This window comes from Trichococcus palustris (genome assembly GCF_900114465.1).
Taxonomy (GTDB): Bacteria; Bacillota; Bacilli; order Lactobacillales; family Aerococcaceae; genus Trichococcus; species Trichococcus palustris.
On the sequence record NZ_FOTD01000014.1, the window covers coordinates 20,829 to 43,460 of the forward strand.

General features: G+C 45.1%; 19 protein-coding genes. All 19 read right to left on the reverse strand.

Annotation, left to right across the window (positions count from 1 at the left end; translation table 11 throughout):
- Positions 1-185: 185 nt before the first annotated feature.
- A complete protein-coding gene (locus BM101_RS09740; protein WP_087032850.1) occupies positions 186-533 on the reverse strand; it encodes a phage holin family protein in 348 nt (115 codons plus the stop codon).
- Complete coding sequence (locus BM101_RS09745) at positions 533-850, reverse strand: PspC domain-containing protein (protein WP_087032848.1); 318 nt, start codon at positions 848-850, stop codon at positions 533-535. The genes BM101_RS09740 and BM101_RS09745 overlap by 1 nt, the downstream gene beginning before the upstream one ends.
- 33 nt (positions 851-883) lie before the next feature.
- Positions 884-2,395 carry a daptomycin-sensing surface protein LiaX gene (liaX, locus tag BM101_RS09750; RefSeq protein WP_087032846.1) on the reverse strand — a complete coding sequence of 504 codons (1,512 nt, stop codon included), beginning with the start codon at positions 2,393-2,395 and terminating at the stop codon, positions 884-886.
- Between the two features lie 458 nt (positions 2,396-2,853).
- Complete coding sequence (gene uvrA, locus BM101_RS09755; protein WP_087032843.1) at positions 2,854-5,694, reverse strand: excinuclease ABC subunit UvrA; 2,841 nt, start codon at positions 5,692-5,694, stop codon at positions 2,854-2,856.
- A gap of 119 nt (positions 5,695-5,813) precedes the next feature.
- The gene (locus BM101_RS09760) at positions 5,814-6,140 is read right to left on the reverse strand and encodes an ArsR/SmtB family transcription factor (RefSeq protein ID WP_087032841.1); all 327 of its coding nucleotides are present in this window, start codon (positions 6,138-6,140) and stop codon (positions 5,814-5,816) included.
- 172 nt (positions 6,141-6,312) lie between these two features.
- Positions 6,313-6,972, reverse strand: coding sequence for a phosphate signaling complex protein PhoU (phoU, locus tag BM101_RS09765; protein WP_087032839.1), 660 nt, complete (start codon positions 6,970-6,972; stop codon positions 6,313-6,315).
- 56 nt (positions 6,973-7,028) lie between these two features.
- A complete protein-coding gene (gene pstB / locus BM101_RS09770) occupies positions 7,029-7,781 on the reverse strand; it encodes a phosphate ABC transporter ATP-binding protein PstB (RefSeq protein WP_087032837.1) in 753 nt (250 codons plus the stop codon).
- 2 nt (positions 7,782-7,783) lie between these two features.
- On the reverse strand, positions 7,784-8,599 hold the full coding sequence (gene pstA / locus BM101_RS09775; RefSeq protein ID WP_087032835.1) for a phosphate ABC transporter permease PstA: 816 nt from the start codon (positions 8,597-8,599) through the stop codon (positions 7,784-7,786).
- Positions 8,600-9,460 carry a phosphate ABC transporter permease subunit PstC gene (gene pstC / locus BM101_RS09780; protein WP_087032833.1) on the reverse strand — a complete coding sequence of 287 codons (861 nt, stop codon included), beginning with the start codon at positions 9,458-9,460 and terminating at the stop codon, positions 8,600-8,602.
- A 152-nt stretch (positions 9,461-9,612) separates the two neighbouring features.
- On the reverse strand, positions 9,613-10,509 hold the full coding sequence (locus BM101_RS09785; protein ID WP_087032831.1) for a substrate-binding domain-containing protein: 897 nt from the start codon (positions 10,507-10,509) through the stop codon (positions 9,613-9,615).
- Positions 10,510-10,806: 297 nt separating this feature from the next.
- The gene (gene pnpS / locus BM101_RS09790; RefSeq protein ID WP_143084453.1) at positions 10,807-12,594 is read right to left on the reverse strand and encodes a two-component system histidine kinase PnpS; all 1,788 of its coding nucleotides are present in this window, start codon (positions 12,592-12,594) and stop codon (positions 10,807-10,809) included.
- Positions 12,594-13,328, reverse strand: a complete 735-nt coding sequence (locus BM101_RS09795; RefSeq protein WP_087032829.1) for a response regulator transcription factor — start codon at positions 13,326-13,328, stop codon at positions 12,594-12,596. Before BM101_RS09795 ends, pnpS begins: the two co-directional genes overlap by 1 nt.
- 318 nt (positions 13,329-13,646) lie before the next feature.
- Positions 13,647-14,534 (reverse strand): permease-like cell division protein FtsX, encoded by an 888-nt coding sequence (ftsX, locus tag BM101_RS09800; protein WP_087032827.1) that lies wholly within the window; start codon positions 14,532-14,534, stop codon positions 13,647-13,649.
- Positions 14,524-15,210: a cell division ATP-binding protein FtsE gene (ftsE, locus tag BM101_RS09805; RefSeq protein ID WP_087032825.1), complete on the reverse strand. Its 687-nt coding sequence runs from the start codon at positions 15,208-15,210 to the stop codon at positions 14,524-14,526. The genes ftsX and ftsE overlap by 11 nt, the downstream gene beginning before the upstream one ends.
- Positions 15,211-15,470: 260 nt before the next feature.
- Positions 15,471-16,587, reverse strand: a protein-coding gene (gene prfB, locus BM101_RS09810; protein WP_143084454.1) for a peptide chain release factor 2 whose coding sequence is annotated in 2 segments (ribosomal slippage) — positions 15,471-16,514 and positions 16,516-16,587 — 1,116 coding nt in all. Because the reading frame shifts where the segments join, the coding sequence is not laid out codon by codon here.
- Positions 16,588-16,722: 135 nt separating this feature from the next.
- Positions 16,723-19,296, reverse strand: a complete 2,574-nt coding sequence (secA, locus tag BM101_RS09815; protein ID WP_087032821.1) for a preprotein translocase subunit SecA — start codon at positions 19,294-19,296, stop codon at positions 16,723-16,725.
- Positions 19,297-19,854: 558 nt separating this feature from the next.
- Entirely contained in the window at positions 19,855-20,415 is a 561-nt protein-coding gene (gene hpf / locus BM101_RS09820; RefSeq protein WP_087032819.1) for a ribosome hibernation-promoting factor, HPF/YfiA family, read from the reverse strand.
- Between the two features lie 129 nt (positions 20,416-20,544).
- Positions 20,545-21,234 carry a ComF family protein gene (locus BM101_RS09825; RefSeq protein WP_087032817.1) on the reverse strand — a complete coding sequence of 230 codons (690 nt, stop codon included), beginning with the start codon at positions 21,232-21,234 and terminating at the stop codon, positions 20,545-20,547.
- A complete protein-coding gene (locus tag BM101_RS09830; protein ID WP_087032815.1) occupies positions 21,212-22,582 on the reverse strand; it encodes a DEAD/DEAH box helicase in 1,371 nt (456 codons plus the stop codon). Before BM101_RS09830 ends, BM101_RS09825 begins: the two co-directional genes overlap by 23 nt.
- Positions 22,583-22,632: the final 50 nt, after the last annotated feature.

The window sequence follows — 22,632 nt, forward strand, 5'->3', positions numbered from 1 at the left end:
ATAGTGCTGCATTTCCTCGAAGATACGTTCTTTTTCCCACCAAAAAAGATATAACAATAAAGCCCTTGGTGGTTCATTATTTTCCTATTTATCATAACATTTTATGCCCCTATACGAAAGGGCAAAAAAATGGAGCTGAAACACTCGTTCCAGCTCCATCCGTGCAGATGATTCCTGCGATACAATCAATTGTAAGTGTTTTCTCTGTTCAAGAAATAATGCACCAGCGACATGATCAATGCTACCACAAAGGCGGTGCCAAAATTGGCAAATTGGAATCCGGATCCCACCAACCAGGAAGTCAGGTATAGCATGAATCCGTTGATCACCAAGCTGAACAGGCCGAAGGTGAGCAACGTAATCGGAAATGACAGGAAACTTAAAATCGGTTTGATCAAAAAATTGACGATTGCCAGTACGAAGCTGGCCATCAAGGCCGTCCAAAAATTGCGGACGTAGAATTCGGGAGCCATCAAGTAGGCGAGTGCCAAAAATACCAAAGAGTTAATGATGGTTTTTTTCAAAAATCCCATTAAAAATCACTCCAGTCATCCTCTTCTTTTTTTTCAACCGGTTTCGCTTCTTTCATCGTTCTGGAAGAATGGGTTTTACTCCGGGAAGTATCGCTGTCCGAGCCGCTGAATCCTTGGCTGCTTCCGTTCTTGGCATCTGGTTCAGGCAATATAATCGCCAGAATGATGTACAGTATGACTGGTGAACCGACCCCCGCAAAGACCAATATCAAGAAAATCACACGCACAATGGTTGAGTCGACGCCAAGGTATTCCGCGATACCCCCAAGCACACCACTAACTTGTCTGTCTGTAGCCGATTTTGTTAATTTTTTCATTTGATTTCACTCCTTGTTTCCAATTATTGTCTATTATTTTTCGTTATTTTTTAAAAAAATATTACCTGTCGTTGTCTTTAATTCTACCATAACGGGCGATTCTTCGTCCAACCGCCTGAATTGCAGGAACTTATTGGTGTGTTCATTCTTCTGTTTTATGATTTCAATGTTTTCTATCCGATTTTTGATCTGCCCCAGTGAGCTGCTGGCAGTCCCTTCAATGCTTTTTGAAGCAGGGATGGATAATTTCACGTCCCCATTTACCGAAACTGCTTGGATCCGTTTCGCGTTCACAGCCGGATAGGTCAGTTTCACATCCCCATTCACAACCGAAACCGTCGCGCTGACAACGTCACTCTTGAGGGCAACATTTCCGTTGATTATTTTGGACATCACATCGACGATCGTGCTGTCCACCACATCCAAATTCCCGTTGACCCCATCCGTCTCCAACATGATGGCTTTGATATTTGTGAAGGTCATGCTGCCATTGGTCGATTTCACATAGAAATCCTTTCCTTCGATATCCTTTACGGTCACGTTACCGTTCAACAGTTTCAGTGCGACGTAGTCATATTCTCTTTTCGGCAGGGAAACGATGATATCGCATTTGATGCGTTTGTTGGGCACATGGAATTCCAATCTTTCGGTATCGACAACGATGGTGCTTCTTGCTTCGAAAGCTTCGATACCGGTTGCTTCCTCCGTTTTGCCGTAGATCTTCACATCCGCTGCGATGGAAATGGTATCTTTGTCCCAGCTTTGCAGAACAACGTTCCCGTTCGCCAATTGGAAATCCAGGATAGTAGCGGTGTTTTCTTCAAAAACAAATTCATGTTGAAACTTGTTTGTGATGATGCCCGGGATTTTCACATTGAAATCCAGTTCCTTCCAATCCACGTTTTCCATTACGGTCTGTACGGTGTCTGTCAGGAATTTGCTGAATTGCGATCCAACTTTATTGAGCTTATCGCTGAAATTGTTGGCCGATTCCTTCCATTCTTCCTTGTTGCCTAATTTCTCGCTGAAGGATTTTACGTTGGTTTCCAAATGTTCTTTCTTCAAGGTGCGCATTTTTTGTTCCATTTCAACTTTTTCGGCTTCCAAGGCTGCAGCTTGCGAACGCAACCCTGTCAATTCTTCGTCCAGACGAGTCATCGTGATTTCTTGTTCCGGTGTCACGGCTCCCAATTCATCGACGGTCGCCAACGCTTGTCTTTTTTCTTCCTTTTCCTTGATTTGTTTCTTCAGGAGTTGTAGCGCTTCTCCTTTCGCATCGACTTGTGAGGAGAAGAAGGAAATTTCGCTTGCCAATTGTTCCAGAATTTTTTCCAGATTCACGCGATCTTTTTTCTCCGAATCCGTTGTTCCAGATTCTTCAGCTTCGTTTTTTACTTGTGTATTATCGGTAAAATCATTTGTCTTATTCATCTTAACGGCGTCTTTACCTTCTTTTTTGGCTGAATTTTCCAAAAGTACCAAGGCCTCTTCGGTGGTGATGATGCCTTCTCTTACCAACGCTAAAATGCGATCTCTTTCGTTCATGTTTTTTTCCTCCTCGATGGGGGTTACCCATTCTATATTGGACTGGCTAAGGGCAGTTGGCTAATAAAATTAATCGTTTGCTTATGTTTCTATTATGCCCAATCGAGGAAGGATTGTCATAGGTCTAAAGGTGGATTTTTGTGTCATCAGAAATACTGAGAGAATCCGTGCCTTTGCCAAAAAAGACCATAAAGAAAAGGAACTCCCCTGCTCTGTATGGTCTAAGACGATTGGCTGATGTAATGTTTTTTTGCAGTGCGGCAGTGAGTTTCACCGCACTCTTTTTTAGTCGCGTTCTGAATTGCAGAACGCAACTCATCGTATCCTGCAGGATTCAGCTCATCCTTTTTAAACGTGTTCTGAAACTCAACCACCACTAGCGTTTCGCAAATCACGGATGTGAACAAAAGAGGTTCACTTCCGTGATTTTCTCCAACGTACGGGTGGCTAAACGAATTTCATCGCACTCTTTTCTTGTCTCGTTCGAGTATTTTTTTTAGGAAGTGGCCGGTATAGCTTTCTTCTACTTCCGCCACTTCTTCGGGGGTGCCGGTGGTAAGGACTGTTCCTCCGCCTGCACCGCCCTCCGGCCCCATATCGATTATGTAATCGGCCGTCTTGATGACGTCGAGGTTATGTTCGATGACGAGGACGGTATTTCCGGCCTCCACCAAACGATCCAACACTTCCAACAGTTTGGCAATGTCATGTGTGTGCAACCCGGTTGTCGGTTCATCCATGATATAGAACGTCTTCCCGCTGGAAACCCGCTGCAGTTCGCTGGCCAGTTTCATCCGTTGCGCTTCGCCTCCGGATAAGGTAGTTGCCGATTGCCCCAATGTCACATATCCCAAACCGACATCCACAATCGTCTGCATCTTCCGTCGGATTTTAGGGAGGGCTTCGAAATAGGTCAAGGCCTCCTCAATCGTCATTTCCAACACTTGGGCGATATTTTTACCTTTGTATTTGACTTCCAACGTTTCCGAATTATAGCGTGTGCCATGGCAAACTTCGCAGGGCACATACACGTCAGGAAGGAAATGCATTTCGATTTTCAGGATGCCGTCGCCGCGGCACGCCTCGCAGCGGCCGCCTTTTACGTTGAAACTGAACCGGCCTTTCTTATAGCCGCGTATTTTCGCCTCATTCGTATTCGCGAACAGATCACGGATATCATCGAATACGCTCGTATACGTAGCCGGGTTGCTCCTTGGCGTACGGCCAATCGGGCTTTGATCGATATCGATCACTTTCTCCAAGCCTTCAAAACCTTTGATGGACTTGAATTTACCCGGTTTTTCCTTCGTGCGGGTCAGCTCTTTGGCTAGGGCTGTCCTCAATACGCTATTGACGAGCGAGCTTTTCCCGGACCCCGATACTCCCGTCACTGCGATAAAGCGGCCCAAAGGGAAGGAGGCATCAACGTTTTTCAGATTATTTTCGGTTGCGCCTTTGATGACGACGGCACCTTTGTCTTCCGAACGTCTTTGTACCGGGACAGGAATGAACATTTCTCCGGATAGATATTTCCCGGTCAAGGAGTTCGTGTCTTTCATCACTTCCTCCGGCGTACCGGCAGATACGATTTCCCCACCGGCTTCGCCTGCTCCCGGACCGATGTCGATCAGGTAATCCGCCTCCATCATGGTGTCTTCGTCATGCTCGACGACAATCAATGTATTTCCCAGATCGCGCATGTGTTTGAGCGACTCGATTAAGCGGTTATTGTCCCGTTGGTGCAGACCGACGGATGGTTCATCAAGAATATACAGCACGCCGGATAGGTTTGAACCGATCTGCGTCGCCAAACGGATCCGTTGGGCCTCACCGCCAGAAAGGGTCCCTGCGGTCCGGCTCAAGGTCAAGTAGTCCAACCCGACGTTTCTCAGGAAGGATAGGCGGGATAGCACCTCTTTCAAAATGGGAGCCGCGATTGCATTCTCCTGTTCCGAAAGGTTCAACTCTTGGAAAAATGCAAAGGTCTTATCGATGGAAAATTCCGCCACTTCCCCGATGCTTTTCTTATCCACCTTCACACAGAGCGCCTGTTCATTCAGACGGAGTCCATGGCAGGTTTGGCAAGGCAATTCGGCCATATATTGGCGCATCGCTTCCCGCGTGAAATCGCTGGAAGTTTCATTGTAGCGGCGGTTGATGTTCGTGATGACCCCTTCAAAAGGGATATCCACATCGCGGATACCACCGAAATCATTTTGATAATGGAAATGGAATAGCTCACTATCCGTTCCATGGAGTATCTTATTCTGCACGGTTGCATCCAGTTGCTCGAAAGGCTTATCCATATCGATCCCACTTTGTTCACAGAACTGGCGCAGCATTTCCGGATAATAATTTGAACTGATGGGATTCCAGGGTGTCAGCACCCCCTCGTTCAATGTCAGTCGTTTATCGGGAATGACCAAGTCCATATCGACTTCCAGTTTCATCCCCAAACCATCACAGTCCGGGCAAGCGCCATACGGGGCATTGAAAGAAAAGAGGCGCGGCTCTATTTCCCCAATCGTAAATCCGCAATAGGGGCAGGCATAGTGCTCGCTGAATAGCATCTCATCGCCATCAATGACGTCGATGATGGCATATCCCTCCGCCAAATGTAGGGCTGCTTCGACAGAGTCGAACAAACGGGAACGGATCCCTTCCTTCATGACGAGGCGGTCAATGACGATGTCGATAGTGTGTTTTTTGTTTTTTTCCAACTCGAATTCTTCGGATATGTCAAACAATTCCCCGTCGACGCGGACGCGGACATACCCTTGTTTCTTGATGTCCTCAAAGACCTTTTTATGCTGCCCTTTTTTGCCTTTGATGATGGGAGCCAATATCTGCAACTTCGTGCGTTCCGGCAACTCCAAAATTTGGTTCACCATCTGCTCTGGTGATTGGCTGCTGATCAGCGTTCCATCGTTCGGACAGATGGGATGGCCAACACGCGCATACAATAGCCGCAAAAAGTCATTTATTTCCGTAACCGTCCCGACTGTCGAACGCGGATTGCGGCTGGTCGTTTTTTGATCAATCGCGATTGCCGGGCTCAGCCCATCTATGCTATCGACGTCCGGTTTGTCCATTTGCCCTAAAAATTGGCGGGCATAAGCAGATAGACTTTCCACATAGCGTCTTTGCCCTTCAGCATACAGCGTATCGAAAGCCAATGAACTTTTCCCTGATCCGGAAAGTCCGGTCATGACAACCAATTTATCCCTCGGAATCGTAACATCTATATTTTTAAGATTGTGTGAGCGGGCCCCACGCACAATAATTTGGTCTTTTGCCATATTCTATCCCTCTTCACCTTATTCTTTGGATTCTTTTTATTAAACCTTTCCTCTTACAGTATAGCATAGACACGCGCGAAAAGAACGTCCGTTCCCATCTCGTTTCTTGCTTCTATTTCTTAATCTGGCTCGCCATTCCCCTCTTCAAAGCCATGGCGGGCATGTTCAACCGCCAAGTGCAGAATGTCATAGACGTGGCTGTCATCTTGGCTGTATAAAATATTTTTTCCGATTCTCCTGCTTTTGACGAGCTTCGCTTCCCGCAGTTTTCTGAGTTGATGCGACACGGCTGATTGCTCCAACTGCAATTCATCGGCAATGGCATTCACATTCAATTCTCTATTTTCCAGCATATGCAGAATCAGGAATCTTGTGGGATCGCCGATCAATTTAAATATTTGGGTAGTAGCCAATATGATGTCTCGTTCTTCTGATTCTTTCCCCACACTTGCACCCACTTTACTAAAATTATTGCCCGTAACCGAATCCTTTGCGGAACCTCAGGATTATTCTATCAAATTATCCAAGATTCCGGAAAGCTAAACACTCAAAAATAAAAAGGAGGCCTGCCACCGGTTAACTGCCGGTGACGGACCCCCTCATCAGGTATATTCTTTATTAGTTCAATTCCTCTATTTTACCCGTTTGCAGATACAAAATACGTTCGCAAATGTTCGTTACATAGTCTCCGATTCTTTCCAAGTATCCAGCAACCAGAATATAGTCGGCTCCGCCAAATACGACGGCAGGGTCGCTCGCCATTTCTTTCAGGCAGAAACGGTTGATTTGAACGAAATATTCGTCCACGATACTGTCTTTTGTTGCAATGGTTTTTGCAAGTTCCACATCCCCGCGGACATAGGCATCAATGGATTGTTCTACCATCTGTTTCACAACTTCAGCCATCTCGCCGATCTGAACTTCGACTTCAGGAATTCGTTTGCTGTGCTCTTCTTTTACACGAATGACGGAACGCGCAATGCTCACCGCGTGGTCGCCCATTCTTTCCAAATCAGAACTAGCTTTCATAACCGTGATGATGGAACGTAAATCCGCTGAAACAGGTTGTTGCAAAGCTATCAATTGAAAACAGAACAATTCAAGTTCCACTTCCATCGCGTTAATGTCCTTGTCATTCTCTTTCACTTCAGTAGCCAATGCTTTATCATGATTGATAAAAGCTTTAACTGCTTTTAGAATTGCTTCATTTACTTTGAAACCCATTTTTGTAAATTGAGCATTCATTTGAGTTAATTCATCGTCAAATATTCTTCTCACGTTATTCACCTCTTTTTAATAATTCATTCAACATAAGTATAACATATATATGCTTTTTAACCGAATCTACCGGATACATAATCTTCTGTTCTCTTATCTTTTGGATTGGAGAAGATTTCTTTTGTATCACCCATTTCGATGATTTCCCCAGTCAAGAAGAAGGCCGTTTTGTCAGATACACGTGCGGCTTGTTGCATATTGTGCGTAACCATGACGATGGTGTAATCCTTTTTCAACTCTTGCACCAAGTCTTCAATCTTCGCAGTCGAGATCGGATCCAGAGCGGAAGTCGGTTCGTCCATCAACAGGACTTCGGGTTCAACCGCCAACGCACGTGCGATGCAGATACGCTGTTGTTGTCCACCGGAAATGCTCAATGCGCTCTTGTTAAGATTTCCTTTGACTTCGTCCCAGATAGCCGCGCCTTTTAAGCTTTTTTCAACGATTTCATCCAATGTTTTTTTATCTTTGATGCCGTGTGTTCTTGGACCGTAAGCGATGTTATCGTAAATGCTCATCGGGAATGGGTTCGGTTGTTGGAAAACCATCCCTACGCGTTTACGGAGCATATTGACGTCGAAGTCATCCGCATAGAAATTTTCTCCATCCAATAGGAGTTCTCCTTCGATGCGGCAGCCCGCTACCAAGTCGTTCATACGGTTCAAGCTTTTCAGAAAAGTCGATTTCCCGCAACCGGATGGTCCGATAAAAGCAGTGATTTCATTTTTCTGTATTTCCATGTTTATATTTTTTAGTGCCTGAAAATCTGTATACCATAAATTCATGTCTTTGATGCTTATTTTACTCATCTTTATTTTGCCCCCTTGGTCAAACGGTTACTTAATAGTGTGGATAGGCTATTGATGATCAATACAACGATAATCAATACAACCCCTGTTGCATAGGACTCATTTACGTGCATCCCTTCACTGGACAGTACAAACATATGCAATGCCAATGTACGACCGGACTGCATGAAGTTATGCGGTAAGTTTGTGGATGTCCCCAAAGTATACATCAAAGCGGCCGTTTCACCGACAATGCGCCCTACTCCCAGAATCAATCCCGATAGGATACCAGGCATTGCGACAGGTAAGACAACTCTGAAAATGGTTCTTAGTTTGCCTGCACCCAAAGCCAAACTCCCCTCCCGAAGGGCATCCTTTACAGAAAGTAAAGCTTCTTCTGTCGAACGGATGATAACCGGCAATACCATGATGACGGAAGTCAATATCCCTGATAGCAACGAATATTGGAATCCTAAGAAAACAACAAAGAATAACATCCCGAACAAACCGTATACGATGGATGGGATCCCGGATAATGTATCTGTTGCAATCCGGATAATATCGACGAATTTATTGTTCTTGTCGGCATATTCTACAAGGTAAAAGGCAGTAAAGACGCCTATGGGAGCAGCAATGACGAGCGATGACAACACCAAGGCCAGCGTGGTGATGATGGACGGCATCATCGAAACGTTCGTTGTCGTGTAATTCCAAGAAAACATCGCTAAATTCAAATTTGGGATACCGTTCAGCAAAATGAAGCCAATGATGAAAAATAACGAGCCGAAAGTCAGTAAAGAAAAGAAATAGACAAAGAATTTTATCAATTTAGATTCCATCTATAGTCCCCTCCTTTTCACAACTGTAAAGATGCCATTGATAATTAAGATGAAGATGAATAATACAACAGCAGTGGCAATCAATGCCTCTCTGTGTTGTCCGGCAGCGTATGCCATTTCCAAGACAATATTGGTTGTCATGGTACGAACCCCCTGCGTAATGCTGGACGGAATGCGCGGTTGATTACCCGCAATCAAGATAACCGCCATCGTTTCACCGATTGCGCGTCCAATTCCAAGAATAATGGAAGAAAGGATACCTGATTTAGCTGCAGGCACGACTACGCGCATGACGGACCGTTCATGGGTAGCACCCAAAGCGACACTACCTTCATAGTAGCTTTTCGGGACGGCATGGATGGATGCTTCAGACATGCCGATAATGGTCGGCAAGATCATGATGCCCAATAGAATAGATGCTGTCAGGATGTTCATACCCGTTCCGCCTACAAGCTGTCTCATGATAGGAACGATGAGCCTTAACGCGAAGAAACCATAGACAATGGATGGGATGGCTGCCATCATGTTAATGGCAGGTTTTAAAAATTTATACAGACCCGGCGGGCAGAATTTTGCCATGAATACGGATGTGAAGACGCCCGTAGGAACCCCCAGGATGATGGCTCCCGCAGTGATGATAAGGGACCCCAAAATCATCGGTAAAATCCCGAATGATGGTGTGCCACTGGACGGTGCCCATTTCGTTCCAAACAGGAAATTGCCGATACCATAATCGAGCATGAATGGTATGCCGCCTTCAAAAATGAAATAACAGATTACTATGATGGAAATGACCGATACAAGAGCAGATGCGAAGAAAAGCCACTTCATGAAGCTTTCCAAAAAATACTTCTTTTTCATATTTTCCCCTTCCTTTTTTTAATCAGAGACTGATCGAAGGTCGTTCTTCTTAATTATAATACATTTCAGTATCTTTTATATCATTAATGAAAAAAAAAGGCCAGAATATTCTGGCCTTCGATGGAGAGTTATTAAAGAATTTTAATAATCAATTATTGAACATCTTCCCACTTAGTTGTTTCACCAGTAAAGATTGCTTTCACTTGCTCCATAGTTAAACCTGCAAGTTTGTTTGATTTGTTGACAACCACTGCGATTCCATCAACAGCGATTGCATCTGATTTCAATGCAGCCGCTTCTTCCGGCTTCAATTCACGAGAAGACATACCGATATCGGCCGTTCCTTCCATAGCGGCAGTCATACCCGCAGAAGAACCGTTTGAAGTGATGTCGATTGTAACGCCAGGATTTAAAGCTTTGTATTGTTCAGCAAGAACTTCCATTAAAGGTGAAACCGAAGTTGAGCCTACAATGGCGATTTTCCCGCTCATTTTACCGTCGCCTGCATAAGCGGCTCCGTCCAATTTCGCTTCAACGTAGCCTTTGTCAACGGCAGTTTTTTGCCCTTCAGCGGAATGGATATATGCCACAAAGTCAGCAGCTGCTGCACTCAAGTCGCCTTTCCAAGCGATATTGAAATTACGTGCGATCGGGTAAGAACCATCTTGTACCGTTTTGCTTGTTGGCACTACACCATCGACGGCAACAGCGTGAACAGTGTCATTCAATGAACCCAATGAAACATAGCCGATTGCATTTGCATCTCCAGCAACTGTCGAAAGAACGCCTTCCGTACCGTTTTGGATGATAGCTTCTGAATAAGTGTTATCCACTGCTGTGCCGTTTGCATCTTTAGTTGCAATACCGGTGATTTCAGTGAAGGCGCCTCTTGTACCGGAACCATCTTCACGGGAAACGACATTGATCGTGCCTGCTGTAGCTGCTGTCCCGGTTGCGGATGAATCTGTTGTCGAGCCGCTGTCACATGCCACCAATATTGCGCCTACGCCTAAAGATAAAACTAATTTTGCCAAGTTCTTCATTTTCATTTGAAAGTACCATCCTTTTTATTTAAATAGTTTTTTATTTCTCTTGTTCATATACCCATTCTATCGTGGCAATGTTAATTTTCATCACTTTTTTCTGTAAATTTTGTGTTGAGATTTCCGCTCTTTCCCCCGGTCATTCTGGGCGCAAAAAGGAAAGCGTTCCCTTTAAGGTTTTATCGCGCTTTCCTATGTTCGACCAAACGATCGATTGTAAATTTTATGTAAACCCATGCTTTTGAAAGGGGGATTTGCCATCTAAAACGCGCGATCTACTGCCTATTTTTCCGTAACAGCAACTTACATTTCTTTTTTGTACGGCAGCCTGACCGTGAAGGTGCTGCCGATCCCCAATTTGCTCTCGACAGCGATGGAGCCGTTCAAACTTTTAACCAAGTAACGGACAATCGACAACCCCAAGCCGGTCCCTCCGGAATTGCGGCTGCGTGCTTTATCCACTCTGTAGAATCTCTCGAAAATTCTTGAGAGATCCTCTTCTGGAATACCGATGCCTGAATCCTTGACTTTAATGATGACCTCATCCTGCGTCTGCTCCAAAAGAACGTCCACACTGCCATCCTGATCGGTGTAATTTACGGCATTATAGATCAGGTTGGATAAGATTTGTTCAAATCGACTTTTGTCCCCGTTAAAAATGACTTCTTTTTCAGCAGACAATTGCAGCTTGATTCTTTTCTCGCTTGCCGCCTGTTGCACCACCTGGAAACACGATTCAGCTATCTGGTTGATATTGATCCTTTCGATATGCATCGGCACTTGTTTTTGCTCGATCCGAGAAAGTTCCAGAATATCATTGACAAGTACATCCAAGCGGTTTGCCTCTTTGAAAATGATTTCCAAGAATTGTTTTAAAATGAGCGGATTATCCATCGCCCCATCCAATAAGGTTTCAGCGAAACCTTTCAAAGCCGTGACAGGCGTCCGCAATTCGTGCGAGGCATTCGTCACGAAATCCGAGCGCACTTTCTCCAGCCTTCTGATTTCGGTAATATCATAGAGGAGCACAATCGATTTGTTGCCTTTTTCGCCCATTTTACCCGGAATCGAAACGGTGTTCACATCCAAAATCCTTTCCTGTGGATAATACAGATAGATTTCATCATTCAAGTGTTTTTTCAGCCCATAGGTTTGATCGATCAATTGCACCAGCCCATAGCTCTTGAATAATTCCAAATAGGAATGGCCGATCAAATCTCCTTCCATACCCAAAATGGTTTGCACGGCTGGATTCAACATTTGAATCCGGCGTTCCTCATCAAGCAGGACAACCCCGATAACCAATTTATCCATCAATAGGCTCAGCCTTTCATTCGATTCATAGATGGTTTGGGTTTTCGCCTGCAAGCTGTCGGAAAGAGAATTGACCGCTTCGCCCAACTCCGATATTTCCGGATAATCGAAACCGTGGTATCTTTCTTCATAATTTTCTTCCGTCAATTGTTCCACAAGCGCAGAAATATTTTTTAACGGTCTTGATAGTTTATTGGTTAGATAAAGGGCGATGAAACTCGCCAAAACGATGGCAAAAAACGAAGATACGAAAATGGATTTCAGGATATCCGATCGCAAGGCATCCAATTCGGCAATGTTATGCGTCAATCGGAAGATGCCGATGAATTTCCCCTCCGCATTGCTCAATGGTATCGCTACACGATAGACATTGTTTCCCTTTCTGTCTTTCGTCAGACCGCTCCTGCCGATCTCATTCCCGCTCAAGACAGCCTTTACCTCTTTTACATCTTGCTGATTTTCGGCGGAATCATTGCCCGGACTGGAAGAATAAACGAGCTTTCCTTTCTCGTTTAAAAAAGCTATCTGGTCGTTCTTGCCCAGTAATTTCTGGATCTTTTCGGTCCCGTTGACTGCCGTCATGACCGTATCGGAATCCTGGATGACCACTTCGTTCACAAGCACCGCAATGTCCTTCGCACGGTTGTCGATTGCATTGGTAAGCACATCCGTCGTGGCCGTATCCACCAAATAGCTTGTATAAAAAACTACCCCTGTCCCCAGGAGTAGAAACAGGCCGATGAAAAGGGCTAAAAATTGATTTGTAAATTTCCGCATTATTTCGGTACCTCGAATTTATAGCCAAAACCTCTTACGGTCTTGATGTATACAGGGTTCTTTGTGTCATCCTCGATTTTTTCACGGAGATGGCTGATATGGACATCCACAATCCTCGTCTCGCCCGCATAGTCAAAATTCCAGATGGCATTCAAAAGCTGTTCGCGGCTCAAGATGCGGTTCACACGTTTCGTCATGTACAGCAGCAATTCAAATTCCTTCGGCGTAATCTCGATGGATTCGCCGCGCAGCCGCACTTCGTACAGTGCGGGAATAATCGTGATATCGCCCACTTCAATCGTTTCTTCTGAGCCGTTTTCCACCGTTTCCGGTTGCTTTGCCGGCGCCGTTTCTTCGACTGCAGCACTCTGTTTGGTGCGCCTCAGGATCGCCTTCATTCTGGCCAAGACTTCACGGGGGCTGAATGGTTTGGTCATATAATCGTCCGCGCCTAATTCCAGACCGATGACTTTTTCAAACTCGTCATCCTTTGCCGTCAAAATCATGATCGGCGTCTCTATCTTTTCTTGTCTCAGTCGTTTGCACACATCGATGCCGTCCATCGATGGCAACATTAAATCCAGAATAATAAAATCAAATGGATTCGAAATGGCAAGTTCATAGCCTTCCAGACCGTCACTGGCTGTATAAACTTCATAGCCGTCCTTTTCCAAATTAAAAGCCAGTAACGTCAAAATAGATGGCTCATCATCCACAAGCAAAACCTTTTTCATTTTTCCTCCTCCACCCAGTTGGGCGTACTGTCAAATTTCATTTTTGAAATACTTTCAATTTCTTTGCTCATTCACCTCTACATGATACCAGAAAGGAAATGATTTTTGACACATCTTCTTTTTTAGCATACTAGAAATCCCCCAAAACGGCAATTCTGATTCTCTCATAACATGCACTCCCTTACCCGGAAAAAAGCCCTGATCAAGCGTCCCATCAGCCTTATCGCCTGCCCAAAAGCAAAAAAAGATTCAAACGCACCGGATAGGCTTGTCTGAATCTTTTGGCTGTTCTGTTCATTTCATTCGCATATCTAAAATTTACACTTTCAGGAAACGACGCATCGAGAATACGGAACCGAATGAACCGATGACAATCCCAATACCCATCATCAATAAGGTGATGTAAATCAAGAATGGATTCGGATTCAAAAGGCCGAAGTTTGTCCCTGCCAAGTAAGCACCACTCACATCAAAAATGAAGTTGTACAGAAATACTAAGAAGACGGTAGGAATGACTGCGCCGATAAAGCCTATCAAAGCTCCTTCAATAAGGAACGGCCCCCGGATATAGGCATTTTTTGCACCAACCAGCCGCATGATTTCAATCTCGGTACTGCGGGAAAAGATGGTGATGCGGATTGTATTGGAAATCAGGAATACAGCCACCAATAACAAGCCGAGGATGATCACCAAACCGATGGTACGGATTGTTGCGATTGTTGCGAATAATTTATCTGCGGTTGCGCCGCCATATTCAACTTTCGCAACATATTCCAGTTGCGAGGCTGCTTCCGCCACCGCTTTTGTACTTTCGGGCTTATTCGTATTCAGTACGAACGCATCATAAAGTGGGTTTGCATCGCCGCCGAACAGGTTGAACTCGTCCCCGTAGCTGCCGACAATCTTGTTTAATTCTTCATCCCGGCTGGAGAAAGTGATGGATTCCACATCAGGAATCGCCGCCAACGCCGCTTTCAACGCATCTTGATTTGTCTGATCCGTGCCCAAGTCGATGTACACTTTTACGCTCACATCATTTTCAATATCGGATGCCAGCTTATTTACGTTTAAGAGTATACCGGTAAAAGAGCCTACCAATAGCAGCGTCAAAGCAACCGCACTGACGGAGGCTATGGACATCCAGCCATTACGGACCAGGCTCTTCAGAGCATCCCTTAAGTGTCTTCCAAATGTTCTAAATTTCATATCCATATTCTCCTTCTTGTTGATCTCGGATAATACGGCCATTTTCGATTGCCAATACACGGTGTTTGATGTCATTCACGATTGTGCTGTTGTGTGTCGCCATCAAAACAGTTGTGCCTTGGTTGTTTATCTCTTCGAGGATGTGCATGATTTCCATGGATGTGTCCGGATCCAGGTTACCGGTCGGTTCATCCGCAATCAGAACACCCGGCATATTCGCAATAGCGCGCGCAATCGCGATACGCTGTTGTTCACCACCTGACAATTCATTAGGGAACATCCGTACTTTATGTTTCAAGCCAACTAAATCAAGTACTTCCAACACGCGTTTTTGGATCACTTTTGGACTTTTTTCGACAACTTCCATCGCATACGCGATGTTTTCATATACGGTTAATCTTGGTAAAAGTTTGAAATCTTGGAAGACTACCCCTACAAAACGTCGTAACAAGGGTACGTCTTTTTCTTTCATCGTCGTTAAGTTATATTTCCCCACTTGGACTGTTCCTGAAGTCGGCTTTACTTCACGATACATCATTTTGATGAAGGTGGATTTCCCTGCCCCACTGGGTCCAACTATATATACGAATTCGCCTTGATCTATCTTCACGCTCAGATTATTGACCGCCGTAATGCCATTGCTATATTTCTTGGAGACATTCAGCATTTCAATCATTTTATCACCTGTCTTTTCTTTTTTTTCCCATGCAATTTCCCGGTATCATTTGCCGGGCGCACAGGAATGCTTCCCTATTATAGCACGCAAAGAAATAATGTCTGTTTTAGTTTCTTTACAAATCTATTTCAAAAAGCATGGTTTCTGTTACGAGAAGCTGAGAAAAAAGCTTGTTGATGAGGAGATTGGCCATGAAACTTGCACTTCCAAAAATATTGCAGCTGGCATTCCGCTGGACTTTTGCAAACGATCCGGATCCCTTAAGCTTCTTCCTGATCCATTGTTTTTTTCAGATAAGCATCGATGAAGGCATCCAAATCGCCATCCATCACCGCTTGCACATTGCCTGTTTCATAACCGCTTCTATGATCTTTCACCATCGAATAGGGATGGAAGACGTAGGAACGGATTTGGGAACCCCAACCGATTTCTTTTTGCTCCCCGCGGATAGCCGCCAATTCCTTTTCGCGTTCTTCTTCCTGGCGTTGGAATAGCTTAGCTTTCAACATCCCCATCGCTGTATCCCTGTTTTGGAATTGGGAACGTTGTGCTTGGCTGGCTACGACAATCCCTGTCGGAATATGGGTGATCCGAATTGCTGAAGAAGTTTTGTTGATATGCTGTCCGCCGGCACCGCTTGCGCGATAAGTATCCACCCGCAGATCATCCGGATTCACTTCTATTTCGGCATCATCGGCCGCTATTTCAGGCATGACATCGACTGAACAGAAGGAGGTGTGCCTTCTTCCGGCTGAATCGAACGGTGAAATACGGACAAGACGGTGCACGCCACGTTCAGAACGCAAATAGCCGTATGCATTCAAGCCCTTAATCAAAATCGTGACACTCTTGATCCCGGCTTCATCGCCGCTTTGGTAATCCAATGTTTCGACGTCAAAGCCTTTTTTGTCGGCCCACCGTGTATACATCCGGAATAACATACTGCCCCAGTCCTGGGATTCCGTACCGCCTGCCCCTGGATGGATTTCCAAGATGGCATTTGATTTATCATGCGGTCCGTTCAATAACATCGTCAATTCATATTTTTCCAGCGCTTCCGTGAATTCCGCTGTTTTTTCAGCCAATTCGTCCACGTATTCTGGGTCGTCATCCTCTTTGACCATTTCATACATCACTTCTAGGTCTTCGTATTTTGCTTCCAACTCTTTGAAAGTATGGTAAACGGCTTTTAATTGGTTGGCTTGGTTGATGATTTCTTGAGCCGCTTCTGTATTACTCCAGAATTCGGGGTCCAGCATACGGTCATCAAATTCTGCGATGTCTGTTTCTAGGCCATCTAAGTCAAAGAGACCTCCTGAAGCTAGCTATTTTTGTTTGCGATTCTTCCAATAATGATTTTACTTCACTTAATTCCATGTATGTTCCTCCTGATGATTACCAGAATGAAAGATGGGCCAGGATAAAAACAAGATTCTGTTTTAATCCTAACCCTCCATCAACTGGTCTATGTTTTTATTAATGACATTTGCGCTGTTCTACATTGCGGAAATGCTATTTTTTATCTTCCGCATCTGCTTCTTTTGCTTTTGCAGCTTTCTTAACCGGTTTTACGGCTTGTGCTTGGCGTTGTTTCTGCATTTCCATCATTTGACGCATTTTTAAAGAGGCAATTTGTGCCCTTCTTGCTTGTTCCAGCAGCTCTGCTTGAGAGGCCTCTGTTTCACGGGTAGGACGGATATTCGATCCTTGGCCCACTGATTCGCGTTGCAGGTTTTGGCGGATTTCCGATTTCATGACAATGCGCGTTACCTCATAATCGATTGTCGCGATCATTTCTTGGAAACGATCGTAGCCTTCCGTTTGATATTCGGTCAACGGATTGTTCTGTGCATAAGAGCGCAAGCCGATCCCTTGACGGAGTTCATCCATGTTATCGATGTGGTCCGTCCATTTGCTGTCGACGACGCGTAGGATGACTACTTTCTCAAATTCCAGCATTTGCTCCGGATTCAATTGGGACTCTTTCGTTTGGTATACCGCGATGGCGCGTTCATTCAGGTACTCTTCGATCTCATGGGCCGATTTATCTTCCAAGTCAGCCAATGCGATGCTATCCGGATGCACGAGTGCAGCCCCGGCAAAGTCGCGGATGCCTTGAAGGTTCCAGTTCGCCTTTTCCCCAAGCGTATGTGTTTCCACTACACGGGCAATGCTGCGTTTGATCATTGCTGTCGTGACATATTTCAATGATTTGGTTTCATTGATGATATCCAGACGTTGGCCGTAGATGATTTCACGTTGTTCACGCATAACCTCATCGTACTCCAATACGTTTTTACGTGTATCGTAGTTGTTTCCTTCTACACGTTTTTGTGCGGATTCCACTTGTTTTGAAAGCATTTTGCTTTGGATGACCACATCTTCTGCTTCATCATCCAAATTCAGCCTGCTCCAAACCTGTTGAATGCGTTCTGAACCGAATCTTCTCATCAAATCGTCTTCAAGCGACAGATAGAATTGCGTTTCCCCTGGATCTCCTTGACGACCGGCACGTCCCCGCAACTGATTGTCGATACGGCGGGATTCGTGACGCTCTGTACCGATGACACATAATCCGCCTACTTCTTTTACGCCTTTGCCGAGCTTGATATCTGTCCCACGACCGGCCATGTTGGTTGCGATCGTAACCGCACCCGGTTGTCCAGCGCCGATGATGATTTCAGCTTCCTTGAAGTGGTTTTTCGCATTCAATACTTGATGCGGAATATTTTCTTGATGCAATAATTGCGACAACAGTTCCGATGTTTCTACGGCTACTGTACCGACAAGGATCGGTTGTCCTTTTTCATGGCGGACTTTGATGTCTTGCACAACCGCTTTGAATTTGCTCTTCAACGATGGATACAACAAATCCGGATAATCGTTACGCACGATTGGTCTGTTCGTCGGAATCTGAATGACATTCATGTTATAGATTTCCCTGAATTCTTCCTCTTCCGTTTTGGCAGTACCCGTCATCCCGGATAATTTTGCATACATCCGGAAATAGTTTTGGAAGGTGATGGTTGCCATTGTTTTCGATTCATTTTCGATTTCGACGTTCTCTTTTGCTTCGATGGCTTGGTGCAGACCGTCAGAGTAACGGCGGCCTTCCATGATTCTACCCGTGAATTGATCGACGATTTTAACTTTACCGTCATCCACAACATAGTCGATGTCCAATAACATGATGTAGTTTGCACGCAAAGCTTGATCCACATGATGCACCAAGCGTGTGTTGTCGACATCATAAAGATTCTCCAAATGGAAAGTCTTTTCTGCTTTCTCGATCCCCTCATCCGTCAGTGAAATGGATTTGGATGTCAAATCGATCGTGTAGTCTTCTTCCTCTTTCAAGCTCTTGACGAAGAAGTCGGCACGGTTATAGAGCGCGGTCGATTTTTCGGCTTGCCCGGAGATGATCAGCGGTGTACGGGCTTCATCGACCAAAATGGAATCCACTTCATCGACAACAGCAAAATTCAATGGGCGCTGCGCCATTTGATTTTTGTATACAACCATGTTGTCGCGTAAATAGTCAAAACCTAGCTCGTTGTTCGTGCTGTAGGTGATGTCACAAGTATAGGCATCACGTTTTTCTTCAGATGTTTTTCCATTCAGGTTCAGTCCGACGGTCAATCCTAGGAAACGGTATAATTCACCCATCTCAACTGCATCACGGCTTGCCAAGTATTCATTGACGGTGACAACGTGTACGCCCTCGCCAGAGAGTGCATTCAAATAAACCGGCATGGTCGCCGTAAGGGTTTTACCTTCCCCTGTTTTCATTTCGGCAATATTCCCTTTATGCAGCGTGATACCGCCCATGATCTGCACTTTATACGGATATAATCCCAATACGCGTTTGGCCCCTTCGCGGACTACCGCAAAAGCTTCTGGCAATAGGTCATCCAAGGATTCGCCTTTTTGGTAGCGTTCCTTCAGAGCGTTTGTTAAATCACGTAATTCTTCGTCATCCAAAGCTTCCATACGATCTGCGTAGGAGATGACTTTATCTGCAGTCTTTTCTAAAGATCGCAATTCTTTTTTATCATTCTCGATGAGTTTCTTTAAAAAGTTGGCCATTCTATATCTCCTCTTACTGTCTGATTAACTTTATTTATATTTGGCACCTGGGCCGGAACAAAAAACCGGCGCTTTGCCTCATCCTCTTTTTTAAACGTTCTTGTCTGTAACCTGCTGACTGCTTCCTTAACTAAGGCAAGGGGAATCTCACTTGTCCGTACGCCTAAAAAATTGGTTCCGTTGACGCCAAGGACTCACGGCTGAAACTGTGTTGATGATGCCATCATCTCAATTATTTTTTGTGTGTCAAACGAGGCTAAAACCTAATATGAAAAGAATGCGCCTTATATTCCATGCCCAAAACGAGGAACTTTTCGGCGTTTTTTCATTAATTCTTATATCTTTACCATTCTATCATTACTTTGCAGCATTTTAAACTATTTTATAAATTATGAGTTGATCCGTGGCCTGTTCAGAAAGTTCAAACCAATTTTCCATCAAAAATGATATCCAATCAAAAAAACGGGTCCCGGACTGAAGTCCCGGACCCATTAGCTATTCAAAACCTATTTGTTAAGCCGCGTTCCCAATTGCTGGGTCGGCGTGCCTTTTCTCGGCTTAATCTGTTTCAATAAGACCGAACTTGCCGTCTTTACGGCGGTACACGATGCTCGTGCCGTTCGTTTCTGAATCTTCAAAAATGAAGAAGTTATGTCCAAGCATATTCATCTGCAATACAGCTTCTTCGCTATCCATAGGTTTAAGAGACAAACGTTTGGTACGAACGATTTCAAGTTGGTTTTCATCGTCCTCCAATTTCTCTTCCACCGGTTGCGGCCCATTGCCTAAATCAAATCCTTTTTCTCTTGATTTACGGTGAATTTTGGTTTTATATTTGCGGACTTGACGTTCTAATTTATCCACAACTAAATCAATGCTCCCATATAAATCACTTGAGGTTTCCTCTGCTCTTAAAACAAGGAATGGTAGAGGAATCGTAACTTCCACCGTCGCTGATTTTTCAGCTGGGAAAGGATATACCGTCAAATTTACATGTGCTGTGGTTTCAGGCGGCACATTTGTGAAGTATTTATCCAATCTGCCCAGTTTTTTTTCAACATAGTTGCGAATCGGTTCGGTTACCTCAATATTTTCTCCTCGGACATTATACTTAAACATAGCACTCTCTCCTTTCGTCTGATTCATCATCAGATAAAGACAACCCTATGCCTATGGACCACTCATAGGAGGTTTCTTTAACTATATTATAATGTAAGCGCGTTAATATTACAATGTATTTCAATCGGATTATCTAGCAATCGAAAAAGATTCCACCGATGCAAAACCATACTTGTACAGGAGCGCTTTGGCGTGGTGTAGCGTTCTTCCAGTGGTATATACGTCGTCAAAAAGAATGATTTTCTTCTTCAAATAATCTTCATAATCCTGCCTTAAATCGAAAGGTTGTTGGGATGCCATCCGTTCTTGTCTGTTTTTCTCGGATTGTTTGCCTCCTTGATGGCTGTTTCCCATAAGCATTTGACTCGGTATCCCCGCCTGTTTCAGCATCTCCTCGCACTGATTGAATCCTCTTTCTGCAAAACTGGTTTGGGATATCGGCAGCGGAACGAAGAGTGCGCCTTTATTTTTTTGCTGATACTGCTGCAGTTCCGTTCGAAAAGCCCCGGTCAAACGATGATCCCCTTGAAACTTATAACGATGCAGCCAATCTTTCACCGCCCCCTCATAGGCATAAAAAGCGGTATGCCTGATGGCCAATTGCGGATAAAGCCGCTCCCAATTCCGGCAATCCTCGCAATAATCCCCTGTTTCCTGTCTGCGCATGCAGCCTGGGCAAGTGGTCGTTCCCGACAGGGCGGGCAGCTTCCGTAGGCATTCCTGACAGGCCAGTGCGGGCAGCCTCTCCCGGAATTGGAATAATTCCCGCAACGTCAAACTTTCAGTGATCCAGCGATCACAAAACAGGCATTGGCCCATGCAGCAACCCTCTCTTCCGCGCCTCACTGTTCATCTCTTTTATTTGCCGGACCGCGCCCTTCAGCGCTTTCGTTTTCCCGTAGTGTCCATATACAACCAACCCGGTCGGGAAATCTTTGTGGCGCCCGGCCCTTCCGGCTATCTGGACTAAAGAGGATTCGGTGAATACTCTGTCTTCTGTCCCCAAAACAAAGACATCGATATCCCGGAAGGTAACCCCTCTTTCCAAAATTGTCGTCGTCATCAGAAAATCATATTCCTCGGAACGCATTCTTTTGACTTTCTCTTCACGTTCCGGATCGGCTGCTGAAACGGAAGTGAATTTCTTTTCAGGGAACAGTTCCCGCATCCAGATTTCCAACGACTCCATCAAGCGGATGTGGGGCAAAAACAGCAGAAATCTTCTTCCGCTCTCTAATTGCCTGCGGATCAGCAGCATGAATTTGGTTCTGCTGTTCTTTTTCGCGATCGCTTTCCGCCAATCACCGACCCACAAACATTTCGGTTCAGGTAAAGGGTATTTGTGGTAGCGCGCGGGCAGGATGGTTGCCGTCAATTCCCTGTTTTTGATTTCCTTTTGCATCTCCCGTGAAGGCGTGGCCGTCAAATAGATCAATGCGCTCTCTTTTTTCCGTGACTTCTGCGCGCCAAATTGCAAAGCGTCATCGTTATGGTAAGGAAAAGAATCGATTTCATCGATGATCAATAGATCGAATGCTTCCCTGAATCGCAGCAATTGATGCGTTGTGGCGATCACAAGCGGCGTGTAACGGTAGCTTTCTTCAGCCCCGCCATACAATAGCGCCAGCGGAACCAGCGGGAATGCTTGGCGGATCCTCGGCGCCAATTCCAGGCAAACATCCACCCGGGGCGATGCGATGCAGACGCGGCCATTCTGTTTCAGGCAATCAGCAATGCCCGCGAAAATCATTTCCGTCTTGCCCGAACCGGCAACCGCCCAGATCAAGCGGGTCTGTTTTCCCTTTACAGTGGCGATGATTTCTTTTGATGCTCGCTCCTGTTCAGGGGACAATTGCCCCTGCCATTCCAAAACGGGTCCCGGAATGGTTTCGAATCGGTTTGCTTCGGGCAGGTGATAAAGTTCTGTGCAGGCCTTTATTTTCCCCATATTCAGGCAATCCGCACAATAAAAACATTTCCCGCCGCAAAAGCAAGGCGCGCTCACAAGGCTCTTTTTATTACTTGTCCCGCAGCGCGAACAGACCGGTGTCCCTTTCACCAGGCTGAAACCGGCTTTCTTTTCGGCCCGTTCCAGGATGCTGGCGTCCACATTCCGCAACTCTTCTTTGGTCAGTTCTCTGCCGAATAATAATTCTTGATCATCCATACTCCCCACTTCCCCTTTTGTTGCTTGCCCTACACCTGTTAGCTACGCAA

Coding starts and splice junctions, on each gene's coding strand:
- hpf (WP_087032819.1), bottom strand. CDS start 20,415: ATGTTTAAGTATAATGTCCGAGGAGAAAATATTGAGGTAACCGAACCG.
- uvrA (WP_087032843.1), bottom strand. CDS start 5,694: ATGGCAAAAGACCAAATTATTGTGCGTGGGGCCCGCTCACACAATCTT.
- BM101_RS09740 (WP_087032850.1), bottom strand. CDS start 533: ATGGGATTTTTGAAAAAAACCATCATTAACTCTTTGGTATTTTTGGCA.
- liaX (WP_087032846.1), bottom strand. CDS start 2,395: ATGAACGAAAGAGATCGCATTTTAGCGTTGGTAAGAGAAGGCATCATC.
- BM101_RS09745 (WP_087032848.1), bottom strand. CDS start 850: ATGAAAAAATTAACAAAATCGGCTACAGACAGACAAGTTAGTGGTGTG.
- ftsX (WP_087032827.1), bottom strand. CDS start 14,534: ATGAAATTTAGAACATTTGGAAGACACTTAAGGGATGCTCTGAAGAGC.
- BM101_RS09830 (WP_087032815.1), bottom strand. CDS start 22,582: ATGGATGATCAAGAATTATTATTCGGCAGAGAACTGACCAAAGAAGAG.
- BM101_RS09825 (WP_087032817.1), bottom strand. CDS start 21,234: ATGGGCCAATGCCTGTTTTGTGATCGCTGGATCACTGAAAGTTTGACG.
- pstA (WP_087032835.1), bottom strand. CDS start 8,599: ATGGAATCTAAATTGATAAAATTCTTTGTCTATTTCTTTTCTTTACTG.
- ftsE (WP_087032825.1), bottom strand. CDS start 15,210: ATGATTGAAATGCTGAATGTCTCCAAGAAATATAGCAATGGCATTACG.
- pstC (WP_087032833.1), bottom strand. CDS start 9,460: ATGAAAAAGAAGTATTTTTTGGAAAGCTTCATGAAGTGGCTTTTCTTC.
- BM101_RS09785 (WP_087032831.1), bottom strand. CDS start 10,509: ATGAAAATGAAGAACTTGGCAAAATTAGTTTTATCTTTAGGCGTAGGC.
- BM101_RS09795 (WP_087032829.1), bottom strand. CDS start 13,328: ATGAAAAAGGTTTTGCTTGTGGATGATGAGCCATCTATTTTGACGTTA.
- pstB (WP_087032837.1), bottom strand. CDS start 7,781: ATGAGTAAAATAAGCATCAAAGACATGAATTTATGGTATACAGATTTT.
- pnpS (WP_143084453.1), bottom strand. CDS start 12,594: ATGCGGAAATTTACAAATCAATTTTTAGCCCTTTTCATCGGCCTGTTT.
- secA (WP_087032821.1), bottom strand. CDS start 19,296: ATGGCCAACTTTTTAAAGAAACTCATCGAGAATGATAAAAAAGAATTG.